Source organism: Phaeobacter italicus, assembly GCF_019801785.1.
GTDB lineage: Bacteria > Pseudomonadota > Alphaproteobacteria > Rhodobacterales > Rhodobacteraceae > Phaeobacter > Phaeobacter italicus.
In genome coordinates, this window is sequence record NZ_JAHVIJ010000004.1 from 198,754 (window position 1) to 221,107 (window position 22,354).

The 22,354-nt window shown below is 61.5% G+C and carries 23 protein-coding genes; 12 read left to right on the plus strand and 11 right to left on the minus strand.

Annotated elements, in window-relative coordinates; translation table 11 throughout:
• Positions 1-112 precede the first annotated feature (112 nt).
• The 3 genes from KUV39_RS11165 to KUV39_RS11175 are packed head-to-tail and all read right to left on the minus strand — an operon-like array spanning position 113 to position 3,742.
• A complete protein-coding gene (locus KUV39_RS11165; RefSeq protein WP_008559593.1) occupies positions 113-1,501 on the minus strand; it encodes a sensor histidine kinase in 1,389 nt (462 codons plus the stop codon).
• A 16-nt stretch (positions 1,502-1,517) separates the two neighbouring features.
• Entirely contained in the window at positions 1,518-2,939 is a 1,422-nt protein-coding gene (locus tag KUV39_RS11170) for a dihydrolipoyl dehydrogenase family protein (RefSeq protein WP_222459802.1), read from the minus strand.
• 2 nt (positions 2,940-2,941) lie between these two features.
• Positions 2,942-3,742 carry a TVP38/TMEM64 family protein gene (locus tag KUV39_RS11175; protein WP_222459803.1) on the minus strand — a complete coding sequence of 267 codons (801 nt, stop codon included), beginning with the start codon at positions 3,740-3,742 and terminating at the stop codon, positions 2,942-2,944.
• 419 nt (positions 3,743-4,161) lie between these two features.
• On the opposite strand from KUV39_RS11175, the gene rpmH reads away from it, so the two are divergent.
• The 3 genes from rpmH (at position 4,162) to yidD (ending at position 5,257) form a co-directional block, all read left to right on the plus strand.
• Positions 4,162-4,296, plus strand: coding sequence for a 50S ribosomal protein L34 (rpmH, locus tag KUV39_RS11180; RefSeq protein WP_008554144.1), 135 nt, complete (start codon positions 4,162-4,164; stop codon positions 4,294-4,296).
• A gap of 23 nt (positions 4,297-4,319) precedes the next feature.
• Positions 4,320-4,775: a ribonuclease P protein component gene (rnpA, locus tag KUV39_RS11185; RefSeq protein ID WP_046212207.1), complete on the plus strand. Its 456-nt coding sequence runs from the start codon at positions 4,320-4,322 to the stop codon at positions 4,773-4,775.
• Positions 4,776-4,867: 92 nt separating this feature from the next.
• A complete protein-coding gene (gene yidD, locus KUV39_RS11190) occupies positions 4,868-5,257 on the plus strand; it encodes a membrane protein insertion efficiency factor YidD (protein ID WP_419555535.1) in 390 nt (129 codons plus the stop codon).
• Here yidD and KUV39_RS11195 read toward each other — a convergent pair.
• On the minus strand, positions 5,254-5,805 hold the full coding sequence (locus KUV39_RS11195) for a DUF3833 domain-containing protein (RefSeq protein ID WP_037303055.1): 552 nt from the start codon (positions 5,803-5,805) through the stop codon (positions 5,254-5,256). The genes yidD and KUV39_RS11195 overlap by 4 nt on opposite strands.
• Positions 5,806-6,009: 204 nt before the next feature.
• Between KUV39_RS11195 and ttcA the strand changes: the two genes are divergently transcribed.
• The 5 genes from ttcA to yihA all read left to right on the plus strand — a co-directional run bounded on the left by ttcA (position 6,010) and on the right by yihA (position 12,078).
• On the plus strand, positions 6,010-6,897 hold the full coding sequence (gene ttcA, locus KUV39_RS11200; RefSeq protein WP_008560305.1) for a tRNA 2-thiocytidine(32) synthetase TtcA: 888 nt from the start codon (positions 6,010-6,012) through the stop codon (positions 6,895-6,897).
• 66 nt (positions 6,898-6,963) lie between these two features.
• On the plus strand, positions 6,964-8,508 hold the full coding sequence (locus KUV39_RS11205; protein WP_008559468.1) for a putative bifunctional diguanylate cyclase/phosphodiesterase: 1,545 nt from the start codon (positions 6,964-6,966) through the stop codon (positions 8,506-8,508).
• A gap of 341 nt (positions 8,509-8,849) precedes the next feature.
• The gene (gene yidC, locus KUV39_RS11210) at positions 8,850-10,664 is read left to right on the plus strand and encodes a membrane protein insertase YidC (RefSeq protein ID WP_046212209.1); all 1,815 of its coding nucleotides are present in this window, start codon (positions 8,850-8,852) and stop codon (positions 10,662-10,664) included.
• Positions 10,664-11,428, plus strand: a complete 765-nt coding sequence (locus tag KUV39_RS11215) for an MOSC domain-containing protein (protein WP_222459804.1) — start codon at positions 10,664-10,666, stop codon at positions 11,426-11,428. The genes yidC and KUV39_RS11215 overlap by 1 nt, the downstream gene beginning before the upstream one ends.
• A complete protein-coding gene (gene yihA, locus KUV39_RS11220; protein ID WP_008559961.1) occupies positions 11,428-12,078 on the plus strand; it encodes a ribosome biogenesis GTP-binding protein YihA/YsxC in 651 nt (216 codons plus the stop codon). Before KUV39_RS11215 ends, yihA begins: the two co-directional genes overlap by 1 nt.
• 126 nt (positions 12,079-12,204) lie before the next feature.
• Here yihA and KUV39_RS11225 read toward each other — a convergent pair whose 3' ends face one another.
• Entirely contained in the window at positions 12,205-12,933 is a 729-nt protein-coding gene (locus KUV39_RS11225; protein ID WP_008562619.1) for an SDR family NAD(P)-dependent oxidoreductase, read from the minus strand.
• Between the two features lie 243 nt (positions 12,934-13,176).
• Between KUV39_RS11225 and argB the strand changes: the two genes are divergently transcribed.
• The 4 genes from argB (at position 13,177) to KUV39_RS11245 (ending at position 16,083) form a co-directional block, all read left to right on the plus strand.
• The gene (gene argB / locus KUV39_RS11230) at positions 13,177-14,037 is read left to right on the plus strand and encodes an acetylglutamate kinase (protein WP_037303054.1); all 861 of its coding nucleotides are present in this window, start codon (positions 13,177-13,179) and stop codon (positions 14,035-14,037) included.
• A 239-nt stretch (positions 14,038-14,276) separates the two neighbouring features.
• The gene (locus KUV39_RS11235) at positions 14,277-15,023 is read left to right on the plus strand and encodes a ferredoxin (protein WP_222459805.1); all 747 of its coding nucleotides are present in this window, start codon (positions 14,277-14,279) and stop codon (positions 15,021-15,023) included.
• Positions 15,020-15,517: a SixA phosphatase family protein gene (locus tag KUV39_RS11240; protein WP_222459806.1), complete on the plus strand. Its 498-nt coding sequence runs from the start codon at positions 15,020-15,022 to the stop codon at positions 15,515-15,517. The genes KUV39_RS11235 and KUV39_RS11240 overlap by 4 nt, the downstream gene beginning before the upstream one ends.
• A 113-nt stretch (positions 15,518-15,630) precedes the next feature.
• On the plus strand, positions 15,631-16,083 hold the full coding sequence (locus KUV39_RS11245) for a DUF411 domain-containing protein (protein WP_209034832.1): 453 nt from the start codon (positions 15,631-15,633) through the stop codon (positions 16,081-16,083).
• Positions 16,084-16,229: 146 nt separating this feature from the next.
• On the opposite strand, the gene KUV39_RS11250 is transcribed toward KUV39_RS11245, so the two are convergent.
• The 6 genes from KUV39_RS11250 to KUV39_RS11275 form a co-directional block, all read right to left on the minus strand.
• Positions 16,230-17,021 carry an amino acid ABC transporter ATP-binding protein gene (locus tag KUV39_RS11250; protein ID WP_008562928.1) on the minus strand — a complete coding sequence of 264 codons (792 nt, stop codon included), beginning with the start codon at positions 17,019-17,021 and terminating at the stop codon, positions 16,230-16,232.
• 12 nt (positions 17,022-17,033) lie between these two features.
• Positions 17,034-18,332 (minus strand): amino acid ABC transporter permease, encoded by a 1,299-nt coding sequence (locus tag KUV39_RS11255; RefSeq protein ID WP_222459807.1) that lies wholly within the window; start codon positions 18,330-18,332, stop codon positions 17,034-17,036.
• 3 nt (positions 18,333-18,335) lie between these two features.
• A complete protein-coding gene (locus KUV39_RS11260) occupies positions 18,336-19,568 on the minus strand; it encodes an amino acid ABC transporter permease (protein WP_008560409.1) in 1,233 nt (410 codons plus the stop codon).
• Positions 19,569-19,709: 141 nt separating this feature from the next.
• Positions 19,710-20,726, minus strand: a complete 1,017-nt coding sequence (locus KUV39_RS11265) for an amino acid ABC transporter substrate-binding protein (protein WP_008562771.1) — start codon at positions 20,724-20,726, stop codon at positions 19,710-19,712.
• A 231-nt stretch (positions 20,727-20,957) separates the two neighbouring features.
• Positions 20,958-21,665 carry an ATP12 family chaperone protein gene (locus KUV39_RS11270; RefSeq protein ID WP_046212214.1) on the minus strand — a complete coding sequence of 236 codons (708 nt, stop codon included), beginning with the start codon at positions 21,663-21,665 and terminating at the stop codon, positions 20,958-20,960.
• A gap of 22 nt (positions 21,666-21,687) precedes the next feature.
• Entirely contained in the window at positions 21,688-22,350 is a 663-nt protein-coding gene (locus tag KUV39_RS11275) for an HAD-IA family hydrolase (RefSeq protein ID WP_222459808.1), read from the minus strand.
• Positions 22,351-22,354 lie beyond the last annotated feature (4 nt).

The following is a 22,354-nucleotide window of genomic DNA, read 5'->3' on the forward strand; positions in this document are numbered from 1 at the left end:
CTGGGCGCAGGGCGCAACCCCAAAATGTCATAAACCTGCAGCTTTTCTCGAATTATCTGCCGAACCCCGGAAAAACATCAGAAAACCAAAGGCTTCTGTGGATAAATCCCGCTCAGATCGTGCCGTCCCCCTTGGGAAGGCAGATGTCGAACACGGTGCCCTCAGGCCCTGTTTCACGTAAAACCACCATGCCGCCGTGACCGCGGGCCAGCTCATTGGCGATGGTCAGCCCAAGGCCGGTGCCCCCCTTGCGATAGCTGCCCTGAAAGGCGGTGAACAGGTTCTCTGCCGCCTTTGCAGGCAGGCCCGGCCCGGTGTCCGCAACAGAGATCCACCAGCTTTCCCCGTCCTCGCGGGCCGATATGGTGATGCGCCCCGCCTTGCCCGTGGCCTCGATGGCCTGACGGGCATTGCGCACGAGGTTCATGACGATGCGGAACAGCTGCTCAGGGTCCGCCCGCAGGCTGAGATCACTGGGCACCGCATTTTCAAATGTGACCAGTTCCTTGTCCCGGTTCGCAAGCCCCTCGGCCTCAAGGATATCCTCGACCTGCCCATGCAGCGTGACGCGGGCAAAGGTCGGCGCCGGTTCCTCTGCCTTGCCAAAGGCCAGCGTGCCTTCGCACAGCGACACCGCGCGCGTGATCGAATTCACCAGCTTGGGCGCCAACCGCCGCACAAGGGGGTCTTCGCTCATCTCGATCCGGTCGGTGAACAGCTGTGCCGAGGTCAGGATATTGCGCAGATCGTGGCTCACCTTGGCCACCGCCCCTCCCAGCTGGGCCAGACGCTCGCGCTGCTTGAGAGCCTGCGTCAGCTCGGTCTGCAGCTTCATCAGCGCCTCTTCGGCCTCGCGCAGCTCGGTCACACCGGCACTGGGGTGGATGATCCCGCGGGCATCCTCCGGCGCCGCCGCATAGCGCTGCATATAGCCGATAACGCCCTTGATCGGCTTCACCATGAACCGGCGCACCGCCGCAAACAGCAAAACCGCCGTAAAGATAGAGATCACCGCCGACAGCAGCAGAATGCGCACGCCATAGTCGATCATGGCGGCGCGCAGCCCCTTGGTTTCGATGGTGATCTCGATCAAAAGGCCCGCCTCGCGCACGGGCGAGCCGATGACACGGATGATTTCATTTTCAGGGGTCAGCAACCGTTGCATGGCCTGCCCGATCAACGAAAACGGGCTGCTGTTGCGCAGATCATAGGTGCCTGCAATGGGCGAGGGGATGGGCGAGGACAACACCAGCTGGCGCACCTCGTCGCGGCGCAGCACCACGTTGAAGACGCCCGCGTTTTCCAGCAGCTCCGCCTCCAGCTCTGTCTCCAGCATATCATCCGCCAGCAACGCCAGCGACGCGATCTGCGCCCGCTCCAGCCGGTCCGACAGGTAATCCAGCCGGAACCGCGCGATGGACGGGACAAAAATCAGAACCTCGGCCAACATCACGAAGACCGTGGTCAGGATCAGGAATCGGCCTGATAGCGTGTTGAGCATTCCGCCCCTTCCGGCGTTACGGGAGCCAGCGCTGCACAAAGCGCACCACTTGTTTCACTCTTGGACTATCAAAAAGCCGTGGCGAGAAATAGGCCCCTGCAACACGTTTATTCATTTCGGAAATTGTCGGATAGGGCGCAACCATCGCGGCGACCTGGCTCATCTTCATATTGTTGGCGATGGCCATCGACCACAGCGCGACCAGTTCCCCCGCCTGATGGCCGACAACAGAAACACCAACCGGGCGCCCCTTGACCACCATCACCTTGATCAGGCCCTTGCTCTTGCGCTCTGCCAGGGCGCGGTCGTTGTGGTGGTAATCAAATCGCGCCACCTCCAGCCGGTCGCCATGTGCCTTGCGCGCCTCTGCTTCGCTCAGACCGACCTGCGCCAGTTCAGGGGCCGTATAGGTCGACCACGGAATGTGGCTGGTCTTGGCCTTGGACGGCAGGCCGAACAAGATCGACTTGATGATGACGCTGGCATGATAGCCGGCCACATGGGTGAACTGCAGCCCCCCAGCCACGTCCCCGATGGCATAGACACGGCGGTTCTTGCTGCGCAGGCTCTCATCGACAACCACCCCGGCGCGGTTGGTTTCCACGCCCGCAGCCTCAAGATTGAGCCGGTCGATATTGGCTTTGCGCCCGACCGCCATCAAAAGGTGGCTGCCCTCAAAGACGCGACCGTCCTTGGCGGTGACCCGCACGCCCCCTGTTGGCGTTGCGCCGACATGGGCGGCCTGCGCCTCTTCTGCGATTTCGACGCCCTCGCTGCGCAGCTGATCCAGCACGATCTCGGCCAGCTCCGGGTCGTCCTTGCCAAGCGCCTTGGCCCCCTCGATCACCGTGACCTTGCTGCCCAGGCGAATATGGGCCTGCGCCATTTCCATGCCGATGGGGCCACCGCCGATAATCAGCAGGTGATCGGGCCGCTCGCGCAGGTCGAACAGGGTTTCATTGGTGTAATACGGCACATCTTCCAGCCCCTCGATCGCAGGGACAAAGGGGGATGAGCCGGTGGCAATCACAATGCGCCGCGCCGTGATGCGAAACGCACCGGCCTCGACCACGCGATCATCGACGAACCGGCCATATTCACGAACGACCCGCACGCCAAAGCCCTCGAATCGCTCCTGGCTGTCTACTGGGGCGATGGTGGCGATCACGTCATGCACGTGATCCTTGGCTGCCGAATAATCCACCACCGGGGCCTGATCCGCCACGCCATAGGCGCTGGCGTGGGACTGGGTATAGGCGGTTTTCGCCGCCGCCAGCAGCGCCTTGGAGGGCACACACCCATAGTTCAGGCAGTCGCCCCCCATCTTGTGACCCTCCAAAAGGATCACGTCCGCCCCCATCTGGCTTGCCCCCGCCGCAACCGACAGACCGCCGGATCCGGCCCCAATCACCAGAAGATCACAGGTCAACTCTTGCATGGTCACTGCTCCGATTCTTGGGTGGCTGCCGCCGCAGGCGCATTGCCCGCACGTGGTTTGCGTTTCTTCAGAAGGATGGGCAGCGCTGCCAGCACACACAGGCCGATGATCGGGCCAATCACATGTGGCTCCCACAACAGGGACAGGTCCGGCGTCTCACCACGGTCAAAGACAGAACCAAGCCCAACACCGATCCAGGTAAAGACGATGGCACCGGGAATGATGCCGACGGCCGTGGTCCACAGGAAATTGACCAGTTTGACCCCCACCAGCGCAGGCAGCAGATTCGCCACAAAGAACGGCACCGCAGGGACCAACCGCAGCAGCAAGAGGACTTCGATCTCGTTTTCCCGCAACGCCTGCTTCAGCATCTTGACCCGACCCTCAGCCGTCTCCAGCCGCTGCGTCAGCATCGCGCCAAGGCCCCAGCGCGCAGCCAGAAAGATGCCCATCGCACCGGTTGTGGCGGCCAGCACATTGAACGTCGTGCCCAGCGCAAGACCAAACAGGAAACCGCCCGTGACCGACGCCACCGCCGCACCGGGCAGCGAAAATACCACGATGACCACATAGGTCAGCATGAACAGCCCGACGAGCCCGGCATAATTGTTGTCGCGAAACGCCATCAGCGCCTCGCGGTTGTCGCGCAGGGTTTCAAACGTCAGATAGTCCCCCAACGTCATGGCACCGATCGCGGCCACCACCAAAACAGCGGCAAGGGGCAGAAACCGCCCCAGACCCGGCTTCTTTGCCGATTCTCTGGCCTCACTCTGAGAGGGCTGCGATGGGGTCTGATCCTGCATGGGGCGATGCTCCTGCTCTTCTGGCCGTCTGCCTGTCTGATGTCTGCTCTGGCCTCGTGCCAGAACAGGCGCGTCTGCGACCATCCCCGTTGACAGGGCGGGGTCGCGGTGTTGGTGGTACCTGCAAAATAGCCCCGGCACGAGCGCTGCAGCGCTTATCTCACAGCGGCTTGATCGTGCCCGCGAAAAAAGTGAGCCAATTGTCTCATTCCGTGCTGTTTCAGGGCTATCTGTTACAAAACCCTTCTGTTAAAAGGCCGCGAGCGCCCGATTTTCGGGGAAATGTTGCATTTCGCGCAGAAAACACCCCGCTGGGGGTTTGACTCGCACGGCATTCCCTTCTAGAGACCGGGCTTCGAGATAGACCCCGGGTGGCCGATTCCGCGCCGTCCCGATGTAAACAGTTGGAGACCGGAGCGATGAAACGCACCTATCAGCCTTCGAACCTGGTTCGCAAACGCCGCCACGGCTTCCGTGCGCGCATGGCCACCAAGGCAGGCCGTAAGATTCTGAACGCACGCCGCGCACGCGGTCGTAAAGAACTGAGCGCATAAGCTCAGTTCACGTTCTGACGGACATGACACCGCCGGAGACCCCCAAGGATGGCAACGCTGCCCGCGGGGATCAGTCTCCGGCGGTGTCCGTTTGTGCATCTGATGCAACCGCCGCCCGCGCGTTGCCGCAGCCACAACCCGTGGTGATCGCCAAGCGTCGCGATTTCCTTGCCGCTGCCCGCGCCCGTCGTCAGGGCACCAAGGGCATGATGGTCCAGGGCCGCAACCGCCGGAGCGATGAACCCGGTGGCGATGGCATTCGCATGGGCTTTACCTGTTCCAAAAAAGTCGGCAACGCAGTGGCCCGCAACCGCGCCAAACGGCGCCTGCGCGAAGTCGCGCGGATGATTCTGCCTCTGCATGGCCGTGCAGGATGGGACTATGTGCTGATCGGACGGGCCGGTCAGACGGCAGATCGCCCCTTTGAAGAGCTGAAGCGGGATCTGATCTACGCCCTGAAAAAGATCCACGGCCAGTAAGGTTGCACCAGCAAGGCTGCAACGGGCTCCCTCCCGGCGGTCCGAACGCGCCACTCCCGGCCCTTTCCCCCAATTTCCCCCCGGTAGGTCGCTTGCGCCCCTTCCCCGGCTGGGGCGCTGTCCTGATTGCCATATCGCGCAACTCTGCCTATCTATCCGCCATGACCCCGCTGGCCCATCTCTTTGCGCTGCCTGTGCGCGCCTATCGGCTGATCTTCAGCCCCTGGGTTGGATTTAACTGCCGCTATCAACCCACCTGCTCTGCCTATGCGCTGGAGGCGCTGGAAAAACACGGCGCCATCCGTGGCACATGGCTGACACTGCGCCGGATCGGCCGCTGCCACCCGTTTGGCGGCGACGGCTACGACCCGGTGCCCGGATGCGGCTGTGCCGATCACGGCCCTGACCAGCAGCAAGACACATCAAGTACCACAGACCGCCAGGGCCCTGCCCCGCACCACCGCGATCAGAACCCGCGCTAATCGTCCTTCTTCTCAAAGAAGATCGTGACCTCGCCCAGTGTCACGCCAAAGCGGCTCATATAGGCCTTGTTCAAGAGCCGCCCGTCCTCCAGCAGCCACATCCAGTCGTCAAAGGACACCCGCATCGTGTCTCCGCCCGGCACCGGCAGGTCGATTGTATAGGCCCAGTTAAAGGTATCGCCCCGCTCTTCGCCGCGCGCCTTGCCCTGCACCCCGTCCGCCGTGCCTTCCCAGCTGTCCGGCCCGGTTTTGGTCAGGGTCCAGATCCGCTGTTCCGTGCTGCCATCGGCATAGCGGAAATCCTCGGTCAGGGTCAGATCCCTGCCATCCCACTCTCCCGTGATGTCGACAACAAACCGCCGCCGCACCGTGCCAAAACGGTCGGTGAATTGGCCGTAGGCCACTGTCTGCCCCACGAAATACTCTTCCAGATTAAGCGCCTTGTCGCTCAGTTTCTCATCCGACAGGCTTGGCCGCCCGCAAGAGGCAAGCGCCGCAACCCCGGCAACCGCGCCTCCGATCAGCGCCAGCCGCCCCAGACGGCGCATCGCGCTGCGCTTGGGACGGTGGCGGGTGGTATCTTGGCTGGCAGGGGTCATGTCTTTCACCTCATGTTGGGGGCGCTGCATCGTCTGATGTCTACGCATCACGCCCGCCTTCGGATGACTTTGCAGGCCCGGCCACCCGCGCCCGGATCGCCCAGATCACCTTTTTTCCTTGGCAAAACGCCGATCCTCGGCTAGGGCGCGGCCATGCTTGATGATGATCTCGACGATATCCACCCGCTGTTTGCCGGCGCCCCCTCGACAACGGAGTTCAAGAAACTCCGCAAACGGATCGTGCGCTACGCGCGCGAGGCGATCGAACAATACGGCATGGTGGAACGCCGCGCCGATGGCAGCACGCCGAAATGGCTGGTGTGCCTGTCTGGCGGCAAGGACAGCTATACCCTCCTCGCGGTTCTCTATGAACTGAAATGGCGCGGGCTGCTGCCCGTGGATCTGCTGGCCTGCAATCTTGATCAGGGCCAGCCCGGATTCCCGGCCACCGTCCTGCCCGAATTCCTGGAAAAGATGGGTGTGCCGCACCGCATCGAATATCAGGACACCTACAGCATCGTGATGGACAAAGTGCCCCAGGGCCGCACATATTGTGCGCTCTGCTCGCGTCTGCGCCGGGGCAACCTCTATCGCATCGCCCGCGAAGAAGGCTGCTCTGCGGTGGTTCTTGGCCATCACCGCGACGACATTCTGGAAACCTTCTTCATGAACCTGTTCCACGGCGGTCGCCTGGCGACCATGCCGCCCAAACTGGTGAACGAAGAAGGCGATCTGTTTGTCTTCCGCCCCCTCGCCCATGTGGCCGAGGCCGATTGCGAGAAATTCGCCCGCGCGATGGACTATCCGATCATCCCTTGTGATCTCTGCGGCAGCCAGGACGGGTTGCAGCGCCAGCAGGTGAAACAGATCCTGGATCAGTGGGAATCAAACAGCCCCGGTCGCCGTCAGGTGATGTTCCGCGCGCTGATGAATGCCCGCCCCTCGCATCTTTTGGATCCAAAACTGTTCGATTTTTCTGCTCTTAGCCTGAAAAATCCCGAATTAACTGCTGATTCAGACGAGATTCCCGACCTGCGTTAACTAGACGGTGAGACGCCGATTCTAATCTGTAGCCACTGCCCCTCGTCGTAGGTGAAAGGTCTACAGATGACAAAAACGCTGTCGCAGACACTTGCGCACGTCAGAAAACGGATTGTTCCGGTGCTTCTTGGCCCGCCTCTTCTGGCGTTTCTGCCTGCCCTGACGCTTGCGACCTTCTGGATGGGGGGAGAGGCCGCCCTTTTGATCGTGGCCCTTGGTCTGCCGCTGGTCTTTGCCGCGATGGGTGGCTTTGCCCATCTGCGCCGCCCCGGCCAGCCGCGCGACCGCCTCACCGGGATGTTGCTGCGCGACGGGTTCGAGGAAGTCACCTGCGAAATCTATGACAGTGCCGCCGAAAGCGGCCTGCGCTCTGCCGTGTTCATGGTCGAACTGGACGATTTCAAGGATCTCGCCCAGCGCCACGGCCAGGAGACCGCCGATATGCTGGTCAACCGATGCGGCGACCGGATCCTGTCGATCCTGCGCCCGCAGGACAGCGTTGCCCGCATCAGCGACAGCCGCTTTGGCGTCTGCCTGACCCCGGTTCTGCAAATGGATCTGGAACTGGCCATTCAACTGGCAGGCCGCCTGCAGACCGCGATTGAGGAACCGATTTCCGTGGATGGCGTCTCTGTCTACGTGTCCTGCTCCATCGGGTTCTGCCTTCACGGGCGGGCGCCGAAACCGGCGGGCTCTGACTGGATCAATGCCGCCACCACCGCCCTGATGGAGGCACAGACCAACGGCCCCTCCGGCATTCGCGCCTATACCGAAGACATGGACAAACGCGGCAAGGCCCGCGGCGACGTCAAGGAAGAACTGGTCAACGCCTTGGAAAGCGGCCAGATCCAAGCCTGGTTCCAACCCCAGATCTGCACCGACACGGGCCGCGTTTCCGGGTTCGAGGCGCTGGCGCGCTGGAACCATCCCGTGCGCGGCATGATCCCGCCCATGTCCTTCCTTCCCGCGCTGGAAGACGCAGGACTGATGGAACGGCTCAGTGAAATCATGCTGTACAACGCCCTCACCGCGCTCAAGGCGTGGGATGCGGCCGGGCTGAATGTCCCCTCTGTCGGCGTGAATTTCGCAACGGACGAGCTGCGCAACGTCAATCTCGTTGAGCGCATCCAATGGGAACTGGAACGCTTTGGCCTCACCCCGGACCGGCTTTGCGTCGAAATCCTCGAAACCGTGATGACCGATCAGCCCGACGACATGATCGTGCGCAACATTGCCGCGCTTGGTGAATTGGGCTGCAATATCGATCTGGATGACTTTGGCACCGGCCATGCCTCTATTGCTGCGGTCCAGCGGTTCCGTGTCTCCCGGATCAAGATCGACCGCTCCTTTGTGATGAAGGCCGACCGTGACCCCGAACAGCAGAAACTGATCGCCGCCATCCTGACCATGGCCGAGCGGCTGGATCTTGCCACCCTGGCCGAAGGCGTGGAAACCGTGGGCGAACACGCGCTGCTGGCGCAGCTGGGCTGCGATCATGTGCAGGGTTTTGGCATCGGCCGCCCGATGCCCTTTGACCAGACGCTGGACTGGATTGCCGCCCATGAGGCAAAGCTGCAGGATGCCCCGGTGATTGGCCGTCAGGGAAAATAACCGAAAGACACTGAACCAGCGGCACGCCACCGGGATCCGCGCGCCGGGTTTTTGCCTGCGCCCCTATGGCCAAGTCTGACCCATCGGGCCAGCCACCCGTCGGCTTCAGCCGACCGTCATCGCCCCGGATCATCCGGCCTGCCTGCACGCTTTCGCCCCTCCCCGAACAGCCGACTCGCGTTTGGCGCAAATGACCAATGGCTGCGAATCCGGCGGGAATGCCCGGAAATCCCGGCTCATCGCGACTGCGACACCGCCGCGGGGGCGATTCCACTTGACCTTTGGGGTCCACCTCTGTTGAACCACACCCTGTCATTCCATGCACGAGGTGGCGGTCCCCAATGGACGATCAGAACAAGAACCTTCTTCTCGCAACCGCGCTCAGTTTCCTGGTGATTCTGGGCTGGTATATCTTTTTCCCGCCCCCGGAGCCTGCCCCGCAGCCCGACGCCGAGATCGCGCAGACCGCGCCTGCCGGCGATGGCGTCTCTGCCCCTTCGGCGGCTCAGGCCATCGCAGGTGACGCGGCAGCCGCTGGCGCAGCCGAGGCCGAAACCGCAGCCGATGCACCGCGCGTGGCGATCGACACCGCGCGTGTCACCGGCACCATTTCGCTGCAGGGCGGCCGTCTGGATGATCTGGCGCTGAAAGATTACCGCGTTTCGCTGGAGCCCGACTCTCCCATCGTCAAGATGCTGTCCCCCGCAGGCAGCCCGAATGCCTATTACGCGCTGTACGGCTGGGCACCGGGTGCCGGTCTGGGGATCGATGATGTCCCCGGCGCAAACACGCTCTGGTCGCTTCATGAAGGTGAGACCCTGACGCCCGAGACCCCCGTGACCCTCTCCTGGCGCAACGGTAAGGGCCTGACCTTCTTCCGCACCATCTCCATCGACGAGAACTACATGTTCCGGGTCGTACAAAGTGTGATGAACGAAGGCGCAGGCACCGTTTCGCTCGCACCTTACGGCACCATCGCCCGCCATGGCATGCCCCAGGATCTGAAGAACTTCTTCATCCTGCACGAAGGCGTCGTTGGCATGGCAGACGGCACGCTGGCGGAAATCGACTATGACGACATGGCGGATTTCGATCTGGACGCCCGCAGCGGCGCCCGCAGCGAAATCACCCAGGTTGAAGGCAACGGCTGGATCGGTTTCACCGATCACTACTGGATGTCCACCCTGGTGCCCGAGCCCGGCCAATCCTTCCGCTCGATTGCGAAATTCGACGAACGCCGCGAGATCTATCAGACCGACGTGGTGCTGCCGACCGTGACTCTTGCCAATGGCGAAGGCACCGAGGTCACCACCGAGCTGTTCGCCGGTGCCAAGGAATGGGCCACCATCCGCGGCTACCAGAAAGACGGCATCGAAGGCTTCCTCGATTCCATCGACTGGGGCTGGTTCTTCTTCCTCACCAAACCGATCTTTGCGGTTCTGCACTGGCTGAACGCGCTGATCGGCAACATGGGCTGGGCGATCATCGGCCTGACCGTGCTGATCAAGATCCTCGTCTTCCCGCTGGCCTATAAATCTTATGCCTCGATGGCAAAGATGAAGGAACTGCAGCCGGAAATGGAGAAGATCAAGGAAAAGGCCGGCGATGACCGCCAGAAGCTCCAGCAGGAGATGATGGCGCTCTACAAAAAGGAAAAGGTGAACCCCGCCGCAGGCTGTTTGCCGATCCTGATCCAGATCCCGATCTTCTTCTCGCTCTACAAGGTGATCTTTGTCACGCTGGAGCTGCGCCACGCGCCCTTCTTTGGTCCCTTTCAGGATCTCAGCGCGCCTGACCCGACCTCCATCATGAACCTGTTCGGCCTGCTGCCGTTCACAGGTCCGGAGCCGGGCAGCATTCTGGCAACCGTGCTGATCGGTATCCTGCCGCTCCTCCTGGGTATCTCTATGTGGCTGCAGCAAAAGCTGAACCCGGCACCGACCGATCCGACCCAACAGATGATCTTTGCATGGATGCCCTGGGTCTTCATGTTCATGCTGGGTGGATTTGCATCGGGTCTGGTGGTGTACTGGATTGCGAACAACACCATCACCTTCACGCAGCAGTACCTGATCATGCGCAGCCACGGCTACAAGCCGGATGTGTTTGGAAACATCAAGTCGAGCTTCAAGAAGTCGCCCAAGGCGGAGAAGTAATGACAGCAACTGTCAAGGAAATGTGGCGGCACCCGATCAAAGGTATCGGGGCCGAACCACTCTCAGAGGTCCGTCTGGAAACAGGCGGGCCTATGCCGTTTGACCGGGCCTGGGCGGTGCTGACCGGCACTTCTCAGGACACCGGCGCATGGCAGCACTGCCGCAACTTTGCCCGCGGCTGTTTTGGCCCGGAACTGATGGCGATCACCGCACGCACCGACCTTGCCCAGGACGGAGCGGCGCAGATCACCCTCAGCCATCCCCGCCAACCCGATCTCAGCCTCACTCTCGGCGCAGATATCGCCGCCGAAAGCGACCGGCTGATCGCGTGGCTAAGCCCGCTTTACCCCAGCGAACGCCCCCAGCCCCACAGCCTGATCAAGGCCCCAGAGGGCGGGATGGCAGACGCCAGTTTCTCGGCCGTGGCCATCCTGTCGCTCAGCTCTCTGCGCGCGCTTGGGGATGTGCTGGGGCAGGATCTGGATCCACGCCGGTTTCGCGGCAACATCTGGATCGATGACACTGCCGCCTTTGGCGAATTCGACTGGGTCGGCCAGCAGCTGCAGATCGGCGAAACCTGTCTTGAGGTGGTGGATCGCATCACCCGCTGCCGCGCCACGGAAACCAACCCCGACACCGGGGTCCGCGATGCTGAAACATTAAAAGCCCTGCGTGACACATGGGGCCACACCGACTTTGGCATTCGCGCCAAGGTTCTGGATGCTGGCCAGATCCGCATCGGCGACAAACTGGAGCTGTTGTGATGCAGATGTCCTTTCCCCTGGCCGAACAGCCGGATGAAATCATGACCGAAAAGGGTCGCAAGCTGTTTGCGGGCGAATCCACCTTTGTCAAAGGCGTGGTCGCCATGTCCGGTCTGCCGGATGCCGACCGGATGGAGGTCTGCTTTGCCGGGCGCTCCAATGTCGGCAAATCCAGCCTGATCAATGCCCTGACCGGGACCAAGGGTCTGGCGCGCGCGTCTAACACGCCGGGGCGCACGCAGGAGATCAACTACTTCACACAGGGGCCAGAGCTGTATCTCGTCGACCTGCCCGGCTATGGCTACGCCAATGCGCCGCTGCCCGTGGTCGAGAAATGGCAGCGCCTGCTCAAGCAGTATCTCTCTGGTCGCCAGACCCTGCGCCGCGCCTTTGTGCTGATCGACAGCCGCCACGGCATCAAAAAGGTCGACGCCGAGATCATGAAGCTGCTCGACAGCTCTGCGGTGACCTTTCAGGTGGTGATGACCAAGGCCGACAAGGTCAAGGAAAAGGACCGTGCTGCCGTGCTGTCACAGGTGCGCGAGGCGCTCTCCAAACACCCTGCCGCCTACCCCGAGATCGTGTTGACCTCTTCGGAAAAAGGCGACGGCATCCCCACGCTGCGCGCCATCATCGCAGGGCTTGAATAACCCTCAGATCGCGCAAAAACAGCCGAACAAAAATGCCCCCGTGATCTGCTGATCCGGGGGCGTTTTCGTCTCTAACCCGCAGGTCAGAGCCACATGGACAGGCGGGGCGCCGGCCGTCTGGCTGGCTCAGACGTGCTGGGCGCCGTTCACCTCGATCTCTGCCCCAGAAATATACGAGCTCTCTTGCGAGCACAGGAAATAGATCGCGGCCGCGACCTCCTCTGGCTGCCCCAGACGCTGCATCGGCAGTTTCTTGACAATCTTGTCGGTGCCGGGGCTCAGGATCGCGGTCTCCACTTCGCCCGGCGCGATGGCATTCACCCGCACCCCCAGGGGGCCAAAGTCATGCGCCATCTCCCGCGTGAGCGCAGCCAGCGCCGCCTTGGATGTGGCGTAGGCCGCACCAGCAAAAGGATGCACCCGACTGCCCGCAATAGAGGTCACGTTGACAACCGATCCTTTGGCAGCGGCCAGCTCATCCTTAAGGCCCCGCGCCAGAACAACAGAGGCAAAGAAGTTCACATGGAACACCTTGCCCCAGGTCATCAGATCGGTATCCAGCGTATTGAGCCGCGCCCCATCCGCCCCCTTGGGGGACACCCCCGCATTATTGACAAGCGCATCCAGCCGACCGTCCAGCCGCTCCTGGATTTCGCCCACCTTGTTGATGGTGTCGGTTGGGTCGGACAGATCCACCTGAACATGGTTTTCCTCGCCGCCACCCCAGGGGCATTCCGCCGGAAACGGCTGGCGCGAACAGGTGATGACCCGCCAGCCCTCGGCATTGAAACGACGGACGGTGGCATGGCCGATTCCACGGCTCGCCCCGGTCAGCAAAAGGGTCTTTTGGCGCATCTTATCATCCTTGGGATGGGGCCAGCGGGGAGAGTGGCCCGAACATGAAACAGATCGCACCAGCGGGTATCAGCAAGGGCCCGGCGGATTGCGATCAGGTCAAACTTAGGCGCGCCCCGCAGTGGCCGCAATGGGGCGAATGCAGCCTCTTACCTTGGCAGGGGGGGCAGAACCGCGTAACACGGTGCCCATGGTCTGACTGCCTCGCGTTTGGGGCAGCCGCCATGTCCAGGGATTGCAATGATGAAGAAACAAGACATGAACCGCGATTGGATTGCCACTGCCGAGACCCTGTCAAGCGCCCTGCCCTATCTGCAGCGCTATGACGGTGCCATCGTTGTCGTGAAACTTGGCGGCCACGCCATGGGCAGCGATGACGCAATGGAAACATTTGCCCGTGATATCGTGTTGTTGCGACAAGTCGGCGTGAACCCCGTGATCGTGCATGGCGGTGGGCCGATGATCAATGCAATGCTGGACAAGCTGGCGATCCAGTCCGAATTCGTGAACGGCAAGCGGGTCACCGATGCAGCCACGATGGAAGTGGTGGAAATGGTGCTGTCCGGCGTGGTGAACAAACGCATCGTGCAGGCAATCAACCGTCAGGGCGGCGCTGGCGTCGGTCTGTCGGGCAAGGACGCCAATCTCATCACCTGCACCCAGGCCAATCCCGATCTCGGCTTTGTGGGCACACCGGATCAGATGGATCCGTCGGTGCTGCATCACCTGTTTGAACAGGACATGATCCCGGTCATCGCCCCGATCGGCGCAGGCCCCAATGGCGAAACCTTCAACATCAACGGTGACACAGCCGCAGGGGCCATCGCCTCGGCGCTCAAGGCCGACCGCCTTCTGCTGCTGACCGATGTGTCCGGCGTCAAGAACGGCGCAGGCGATGTGGTCACCGAACTGAAGGCCGCCGATGTCGAAGAGATGACCGCAACCGGTGTCATCGCCGGCGGCATGATCCCCAAGACCGAAACCGCATTGTCCGCCGTCCGCAATGGCGTGCGCGCCTGCACCATCGTTGATGGCCGCGTGCCCAATGCCGTGCTGCTGGAGCTGTTCACCGATCACGGTGCAGGCTCCATGATTCGTCCCTGATCCGGGGCTGATCGACATCAGACAGCGGCCATCAGGTCTCAAGCCCGGTCGCCATGATAACGGATGGCAAAAGGGGGCAGGCAGCTCTGCCCCCAACCGGCCACGGGCGCAGGGCCCTGTATCCTTGCCTGTTTTCAACCCGATGTCTTTGCGCTGTCGCGTCATGATCTGGCGCGCTTTGCGGCGTCAGTTGCCGTTTTTATGCGCCGATCCGCTGCCATCTGCGCTAGTCTGGGGGCATGAGCCCCGCCACGCCCCCAACCTACACTGACATCGCCCATAGCGCCGCCGAGGCCGGGCTGGAGATCTACGGCGCCTTTCACGCTGCGGCCGATGATCTTGGCAGTGATCTCGGCAAGGATGTCGCCACCAGGGGGCCGGATCTGCCCCCAAACAGCGCAAAGCCTGACAGTCCGCAACCTGACGGAACAATGGTGCTTTTCGGGACGGGACCGGGGTTCTGGGCGCAGTTTGAAACCACGCCCGAGTTCCGCGATGGCACAGCCGATCCGGTTGACCGCTGGTCCCGACGCACCATCGATGCCCTCGCCGCCGCCTGGGGCGCGCAGGCGCGCTACCCGTTCACCGGCCCGCCCTATCAGCCCTTTGTCGCCTGGGCGCGTGCCTCTGGCCGCTGTTTCACATCCCCGTCGCAAATGCTGGTGCATGATCGCCTCGGCATGATGATTTCCTTCCGCGGCGCTCTATATTTTGCGCATTACATTGATCTACCGCCCCCACCCCGCAGCACCTCCCCCTGCGAGAGCTGCACAGGGCGGCCCTGCCTGACGGCCTGCCCCGTTGATGCGCTTGTCGCCGGTGGTCCCTACGGCGTTGCCGCCTGCCATGACCACCTGAACACGGCTGCCGGGGCCAGCTGCCTGTCTGGCGGATGCCTTGCGCGCCGCGCCTGCCCGCTGTCGGCCAGAGCCGCGCGCCCCTTGTCGCAATCCGCCCACCACATGAGGTATTTTCACAACCAATGACTTGCACGCTGATCCTCACCCGCCACGCCAAATCCGCCTGGGACACCTCAGCCCCCAGCGACCATGCCCGCCCGCTCAACCAACGCGGCCAGCGCTCGGCCCCTGCCATCGGTGACTGGCTGCGCGATATCGACATGATCCCGCATCAGGTGATCTCTTCCTCTGCGCAGCGCACCCGTGAAACCTATGACCTGATGGGGCTGGATGTCCCCGCCATCTTTATCGAACGGCTCTATCACGCCACCGCTGATGTGCTGTTTCAGGTCCTGCGCGAGGCAGAGCACCGGCGCGTGCAGATCCTGGGCCATAATCCCGGCATTGCCGATTTCGCCCATCAACTGCTGCGCAACCCGCCCGACCACTCGCGATTTGAGGATTACCCGACAGGGGCCACATTGGTCGCAACCTTCCCGATCGACACCTGGTCCGATCTCAGCTGGGGCAGCGGAAAAGTGGTGGATTTCACCGTCCCAAGAGAGCTGCTGGGCGCCTGACAGCCTGCCCTGCGGCCTGCGACAAAGCCGCACATCCAGCGCAGGACACCCGTGGCAGGCCGGGCTGCAGCGGCGCTATTGTCTGCCCAGACACCAATGACAGGAGCTCTCTCATGCGTCGCCGTTCCTTTCTTCTGGCAGCCCTCGCCCTGCCCGCTCTGCGCCTGCCAGCCCACGCAGCCCAAGGCCCCGAAATCCGGGTGCTGAAATCGCCAAGCTGCGGCTGCTGCACCGCCTGGGCCGACCATCTCAGCGCCGCCGGTTTTTCGGTGGATCTGCGCGATGTTCCCGATGAACAGCTGTGGACGATGAAGGACCGGCTCGGCATCCGCGATGAAACCGCCTCCTGCCACACCGCCATGATCGAGGGCTACGTGATCGAAGGCCATGTTCCGGCCGAGGATATCACCCGCCTCATCAACGAACGGCCCGATGCCCTGGGCCTTGCCGTGCCCGGCATGCCCATTGGATCGCCCGGTATGGAAATGGGTGACAGCACAGAGCCCTTTACCACGCTTCTGCTGCTGGCAGATGGCGAGACCCGCGCGTTTGCCCGCCACGGCTGAGCGCGCGCCTGCTGTCATCTTTCCCCAAATACTCCGGGGGTCAGGGGGCAGCGCCCCCTGCCTAGAACAGCCGGGGACCAACAGAAAAGGCCGGGCAGATGCCCGGCCTTTCCAATTCAACAGGTCACAGACCCTATAGGCAGATCTCAGTGGCCGAGGATCTGGCTCAGGAACTGCTGGGTGCGCTCGGACTTGGGGTTGTTGAAGAACTCTTCCGGTTCGTTCTGCTCAACAATCTGGCCATCCGCCATAAAGATCACGCGGTTCGCCACCTGACGGGCAAAGCCCATTTCGTGGGTCACGCAGAGCATGGTCATGCCTTCTTCCGCGAGCTCGATCATGGTGTCGAGCACCTCTTTGATCATCTCCGGGTCGAGCGCCGATGTCGGTTCATCGAACAACATGATGCGGGGCATCATGCACAGCGAGCGGGCAATCGCCACACGCTGCTGCTGACCACCGGACAGCATGCCCGGGTACTTATGCGCCTGGTCGGGGATCTTCACCTTTTCCAGGAAGTGCATTGCGCGCTCTTCGGCCTCTTTCTTGGGCGTCTTGCGCACCCAGATCGGGGCCAATGTGCAGTTCTCAAGGATCGTCAGATGGGGGAACAGGTTGAAGTGCTGGAACACCATGCCAACCTCGGACCGGATCTTGTCGATGTTCTTGAGGTCGTTCGAGAGCTCGGTGCCATCCACCACGATCTTGCCCTGCTGGTGTTCTTCCAGCGCGTTAAGGCAGCGGATCAGGGTGGATTTACCCGACCCCGACGGGCCCGCGATAACGATCCGTTCGCCGCGATTGACGGTCAGATTGATGTCGCGCAGCACGTGGAAAGAGCCGTACCACTTGTTCATGTTGTTGATTTCGATGGCAACCTCGTCGCTCACCTGCATTTTGGAGCGGTCGATTGCGCGGTCAGACATAAGTTCAGACATAAGTTGAACTCCTTAACGGTGATCGGTGGCGAGACGACGCTCGAGCCACTGTGAGTATTGAGAGATGCCGTAGCAGACGACGAAGAACAGGAAGGCGGCAAAGCCGAGGAGTTCCCAATAAACGCCGTTCCACTCGGTGGAGGCGAGGATCGGGCCACGGATCATGCCCACCAAGTCGAACATCGAGATGACCGACACCAGCGTGGTATCCTTGAACAGGCCAACAGCCACGTTCACGATACCGGGGATAGAGATCTTCAGAGCCTGCGGCAGGATGATCAGACGCATCGCCTGCGGGTAGTCGAGACCCAGACTGTCTGCTGCTTCGTACTGCCCCTTGGGCAGAGCGGCCAGACCGCCCCGGATCACTTCGGCGATATAGGCCGAGGAGAACAGGGTGATCATGATGACCACGCGCAGGAACAGGTCCACGGTGGCATCTGGCGGGAAGAAGTAGGACAGCATCACCGATGCCACGAACAACAGGGTGATCAGCGGAACGCCACGAACGAATTCGATGAAGACGACGCAGATCCACTTGATCAGCGGCATGGTCGACTGACGGCCCAGTGCCAGCGCGATACCCAGAGGCACCGACAGCGACACACAGGTAACACCCAGCATCATGTTCAGCATGAAGCCACCCAGATCCCGCGAGGGCACAGCCGCCAGCATCGCGTTCTCAGAGGCCCCTTCCGGGATCAGGAAACCACCGACATTCCAGACAACAATCGCCGCAAGGATCCCACCAAAGAACCCGACAGCAAAACTGCCCTTGCCGTATTTCTGAAACACCACCCCGGCCGCAACAAAGCCAAGCAGGGCAACGATCGGCACCAGAATGGACCCACCCCAGATCAGCCAGAAGGCGATGAAGGGATAGACCGCCGTAAAGGCCAACAGCTTGCGCGGCAGGTCAAAGAACAGAACCGGCGCCAGCGCGATCAAGAGCAGAAGCAGGGCCAGATTGGGGCGCCAGTACTCTTCAACCGGATATTTGAAGCCATAAAGCAGCTGATTCCAGCGCTCGGTCAGGACCGAGAAACAGGCGCCAACCTGGCCATCCAGAACCTCACGGCATTCCTGCAGCGAGCTGGTGTTCCAGACCCCGTTCAGCAACCACGGCAGGGTGCCGCTCAGCAGGGAATAGATCAGGGCCAGTGCAACAATGGTCAGGATCGAGTTCGGTATGCTGGAGAACAGGTTCTCGCGCATCCACTTGTAGACCCCCGTCTCGCGGCCGGGCGGCGGCGCGGGCGGGATTTCGGTTTCGCGGACAAAGGCGACAGTTTGTGCGTGTGTATCGCTCATGTCTCAGCGCTCCTTCAGTTTCACAGAGGCGTTGTAGACGTTCATCACCATAGAGATGGTCAACGACGCGGTGAGATAGAACAGCATCAGCAGAAGCACGCATTCAATCGCACGGCCCGTCTGGTTCAGCGTGATGCCGCCCAGGGTCGCGGTGATGTCGGCATAGCCCACGGCAATCGCCAGCGAGGAGTTCTTGGTGATGTTGAGGAAGTTGGAGATCAGCGGCGGAATGATCACGCGCAGTGCCTGCGGCAGTACGACGAGGTTCATGATCCGGCCCGGACGCAGACCCAGTGCCGCGGCGGCTTCGGTCTGGCCTTTGTTGATCGCCTGAATACCCGCACGGACGTTTTCCGCGATGAAGGCACCGGTGTAGATCGACAGGGCGAACCACAGGGCGATCAGCGGACCACCGATTTTGATACCACCGGAGAAGTTGAAGCCCTTGAGCGCCGGAACTTCCCAGGACAGACCCATCAGGAACAACAGCAGCACCAGCGGCACCAGCCAGACGCCCAGAGCGATCCATTTGGTGTTGGGGCGGATACCGGTTTCTTCCTGCGTTTTGGTCGCGTTGTTCTCGACCTTGCGCATCACGAAGAATGACCCAACGAGGGTCGCGATGACCAGCAGCCAGTTCATCGTGGCAGAGGCAAACAGACCCGTCTCAAACCAGGGCATCGGGATGTAGACGCCGCGGTTGGTAAAGGCAAAGAGGTCAAGCACCATGCTCGACGTGGCATTGTCACCACGGAATTCCCGCGGGCCAGGCATCACGGCGGTCATGATGGTAAAGATGATGATGATCCAGATCAGGACCGGGATATTGCGGAAGATTTCCACGTAAACCGCCATCAACTTGGATACGAGCCAGTTGTTGGACAGACGCAGAACACCCGCAATCACACCAAAGATGGTTGCAGTGATACAGGCCAGAACAGACACCAGCAGGGTGTTGAGAACCCCGACAAGCGCGGCACGTGCGTGGCTCGACTGGCTGTCGTATTCCACAAGGCGCTGGTTGATGTCGTAGCCGGACGGATCCCCAAGGAAGTTATAAGAGATATTCAGACCGGCAGCGCGAAGGTTCTGGATCAGGTTGTTGCCGAGATACCAGATGGCCAAGGCCAGGACGAGCGCAGCAATCGCCTGGAAGGTCAACGAACGATAGCGGGTATCGTTGACCAACATGGACAGCTGAAACTGCTCCTTTGGTGGGTCAGTGAGAGTTGACATGAATGAGTGATCCCCGTGGCTTACAGGTCATCTGTTCGGCAGAGTTGGTTCCCTGCTCGCGAAAAACCTGAAGCGTTTTTGTTAGGATAGGTAGGGAGGAAAAAGGGCGCAGGATGACCTGCGCCCTTTTCCTAATGGGTCTTAGCGGAACGGCGGTGCGTACAGCAGACCACCTTCGGTCCACTGAGCGTTCAGACCGCGTGCCAGACCGATCGGAGTGTCTTCACCGATGTTTTTCGCGAAGACTTCGCCATAGTTACCACCAGCGGCAACAGCGTTTTTCGCCCAGTCAGCAGACAGGCCCAGCATCTCGCCCAGGGTACCTTCGGTGCCCAGCAGACGGTTGATTTCCGGGTTCTCGGTGCCAGCTGCCATCTCGTTGATGTTGGCGGAGGTCACGCCCAGCTCTTCAGCTGCGATCAGCGCGTTCAGGCTCCAGCGAACAACGTCACCCCACTCGTGGTCGCCGTGACGGACCAGCGGGCCCAGCGGCTCTTTGGAGATGATTTCGGGCAGCAGGACGTGGCCAGCCGGATCGTCAAAGGTCGCGCGGGTTGCCGCCAGACCGGATGCGTCGGTGGTGTAAACGTCACAGGCGCCAGCCAGATACTGCTGCTGTGCTTCTGCGTTGGTTTCGATCGGAACCGGCTCGTAGCTGATGTTGTTGGAGCGGAAGAAGTCCGCCAGGTTCAGCTCGGTGGTGGTGCCGGTCTGGATACAAACGGTCGCGCCGTCCAGTTCCTTCGCGGAGGATACGCCGAGGTCTTTGGGGACCATGAAGCCCTGACCGTCGTAGTAGTTGATGCCGACGAATTCGAACTTCAGGTCGACGTCGCGGGAGAAGGTCCAGGTGGTGTTACGGGCCAGCATGTCGATCTCGCCGGATGCCAGCGCGGTAAAGCGTGTCTTACCGGTGGTCGGAACGAATTCAACAGCGGTGGAGTCACCCAGAACAGCAGCAGCAACCGCGCGGCAGACCGCAACGTCAAAGCCTTCCCATTCGCCATTGGCATTGGGCGCAGCAAAGCCAACCAGACCGGTGGTCACACCGCAGTTCAGCTTGCCACGCGCCTTGACGTCATCAAGGGTGCCCGCCGCAGCTGCACCAGCGGCCAGACCAGCAACAGTCAGCGCGCCCAGAAATACCTTATTCTTCATGTTTACCTCTTCCTGATAGTCCGCCTATTTGGCGGCTCTTTTTGACCGGCACCAGCCATGCCGGATAACGGTTGCGAAACGGGGATTTGCCCCCCTTTCAAATGCGAGTGTGGTCGCATTCATCAACAAACGTCAAGTCTGTGATCAGGAATTTCGATGGCCGTATAGAGAACATTTTTGTGCGCGCGCACGATTTTTGCGGCACGCGCGCATTTTCGGTAATTTATTGCATCAGCTGGAAAAATCGTAGAATCGCTTGGCGTGCATAAAGGCGAGCCGTTTCAATTCAGCTGTTGCGCTCGCCTCGTCGTCTTTGCCCCATTGTTCCTCCTGCCACAGCTCATCCAGCCGCGAAATCTGCCAGATTTCCTCGGCCGGACGCCAGTCGCGCGCGGCGGCAAATCCCAGCACAAGAGAGCCCGACATGGACACGAGATCGTGAAAGGCGGCCAGCTGAAATGCTGACATTTCATGCACTAAGCCGCGCAAACGGGCGACAGCGGCTGGATCCTGGGCCACATGCAGGATGCCGCTGCGCGGTGCCAGCTTTGCACCCAGAACCTCTTCTGCCCAGGCCAGTGCCGGATCCCAGCTTTCGGCCTGACGGGCCACCAGTTCCGCCGGACTGTCCGCGCGATAGCACAAAAGATCGGAATCACCGTAGTCCGCCAGCATATCCGACACTTCGCCATGCTGATGCGACACCTTGTCGATTGCAGCATTCGCAGAACGAGTCGTAGGCATCGTCGAGGGGTCGACTGATTCGGTCTGTGCGTCCCATTCCGCAGCAATCGCATCCGCCATCGCCCGGCTTGGAACCACCAGCGCCGCCTTGGCTGGCGTCTTGATCCGACGCCCATCCAGCTCAACCGCAAAGCCACCCTCGGTGTCGGCCACGGTGACCTCTTTCCAGAATCGTTTCTGTTTCCACTCGCTCATGTTGTCAGATCTCTCCGGTGTCTTACCAAGTGTTGCGCAACAGGGGCGCCAGTTCGCCAAAGCTCTTGATGATGTGATCCGCACCCAGCCGCTCTGCCGGGTGAAACCCCCAGTCGACCGCAATCGTGCGCACACCTGCCGCACGGCCCATATCGATGTCGAAACTGGTGTCGCCAATCATCACGGTATCTTCGGGCCGCACCCCGGTTTCCGCCATTGCGCGCAGAACCATCGACGGATGCGGTTTGGACGGGTGGTGATCGGCGCATTGGCGGGTCACGAAACACCGCAGCTCATGGGCTTCGATCAGCGCATCCAACCCGCGCTGCGATTTGCCGGTGGCCACCCCCAGCAGGTATTCGGGAACAGCGTTCAGCTCTGCCAGAACCTCTGCCGCGCCGGGATAAAGCGGCGAATGCCCGGCGCCTGCAGCCAGACGGGCGGATTTATAGGCCGACTTGTAGCCCTCGACCAGAACCGCCTGCACATCCGCAGGCTGCTCCCCCGCCAATTCGGCCATCGCCAGCGGCAATGACAGGCCCACAATCGACAGGATCTCCGCCCGGCTGGGCGTCGGCAGACCAGCGCCGGCAAACGCCGCCGCCATCGCCGAGGTGATCGCCCCCTGGCTGTCGGCCAGCGTGCCATCCACATCAAACAGGATCAGGCGCAACGCATCGCTCATCGGC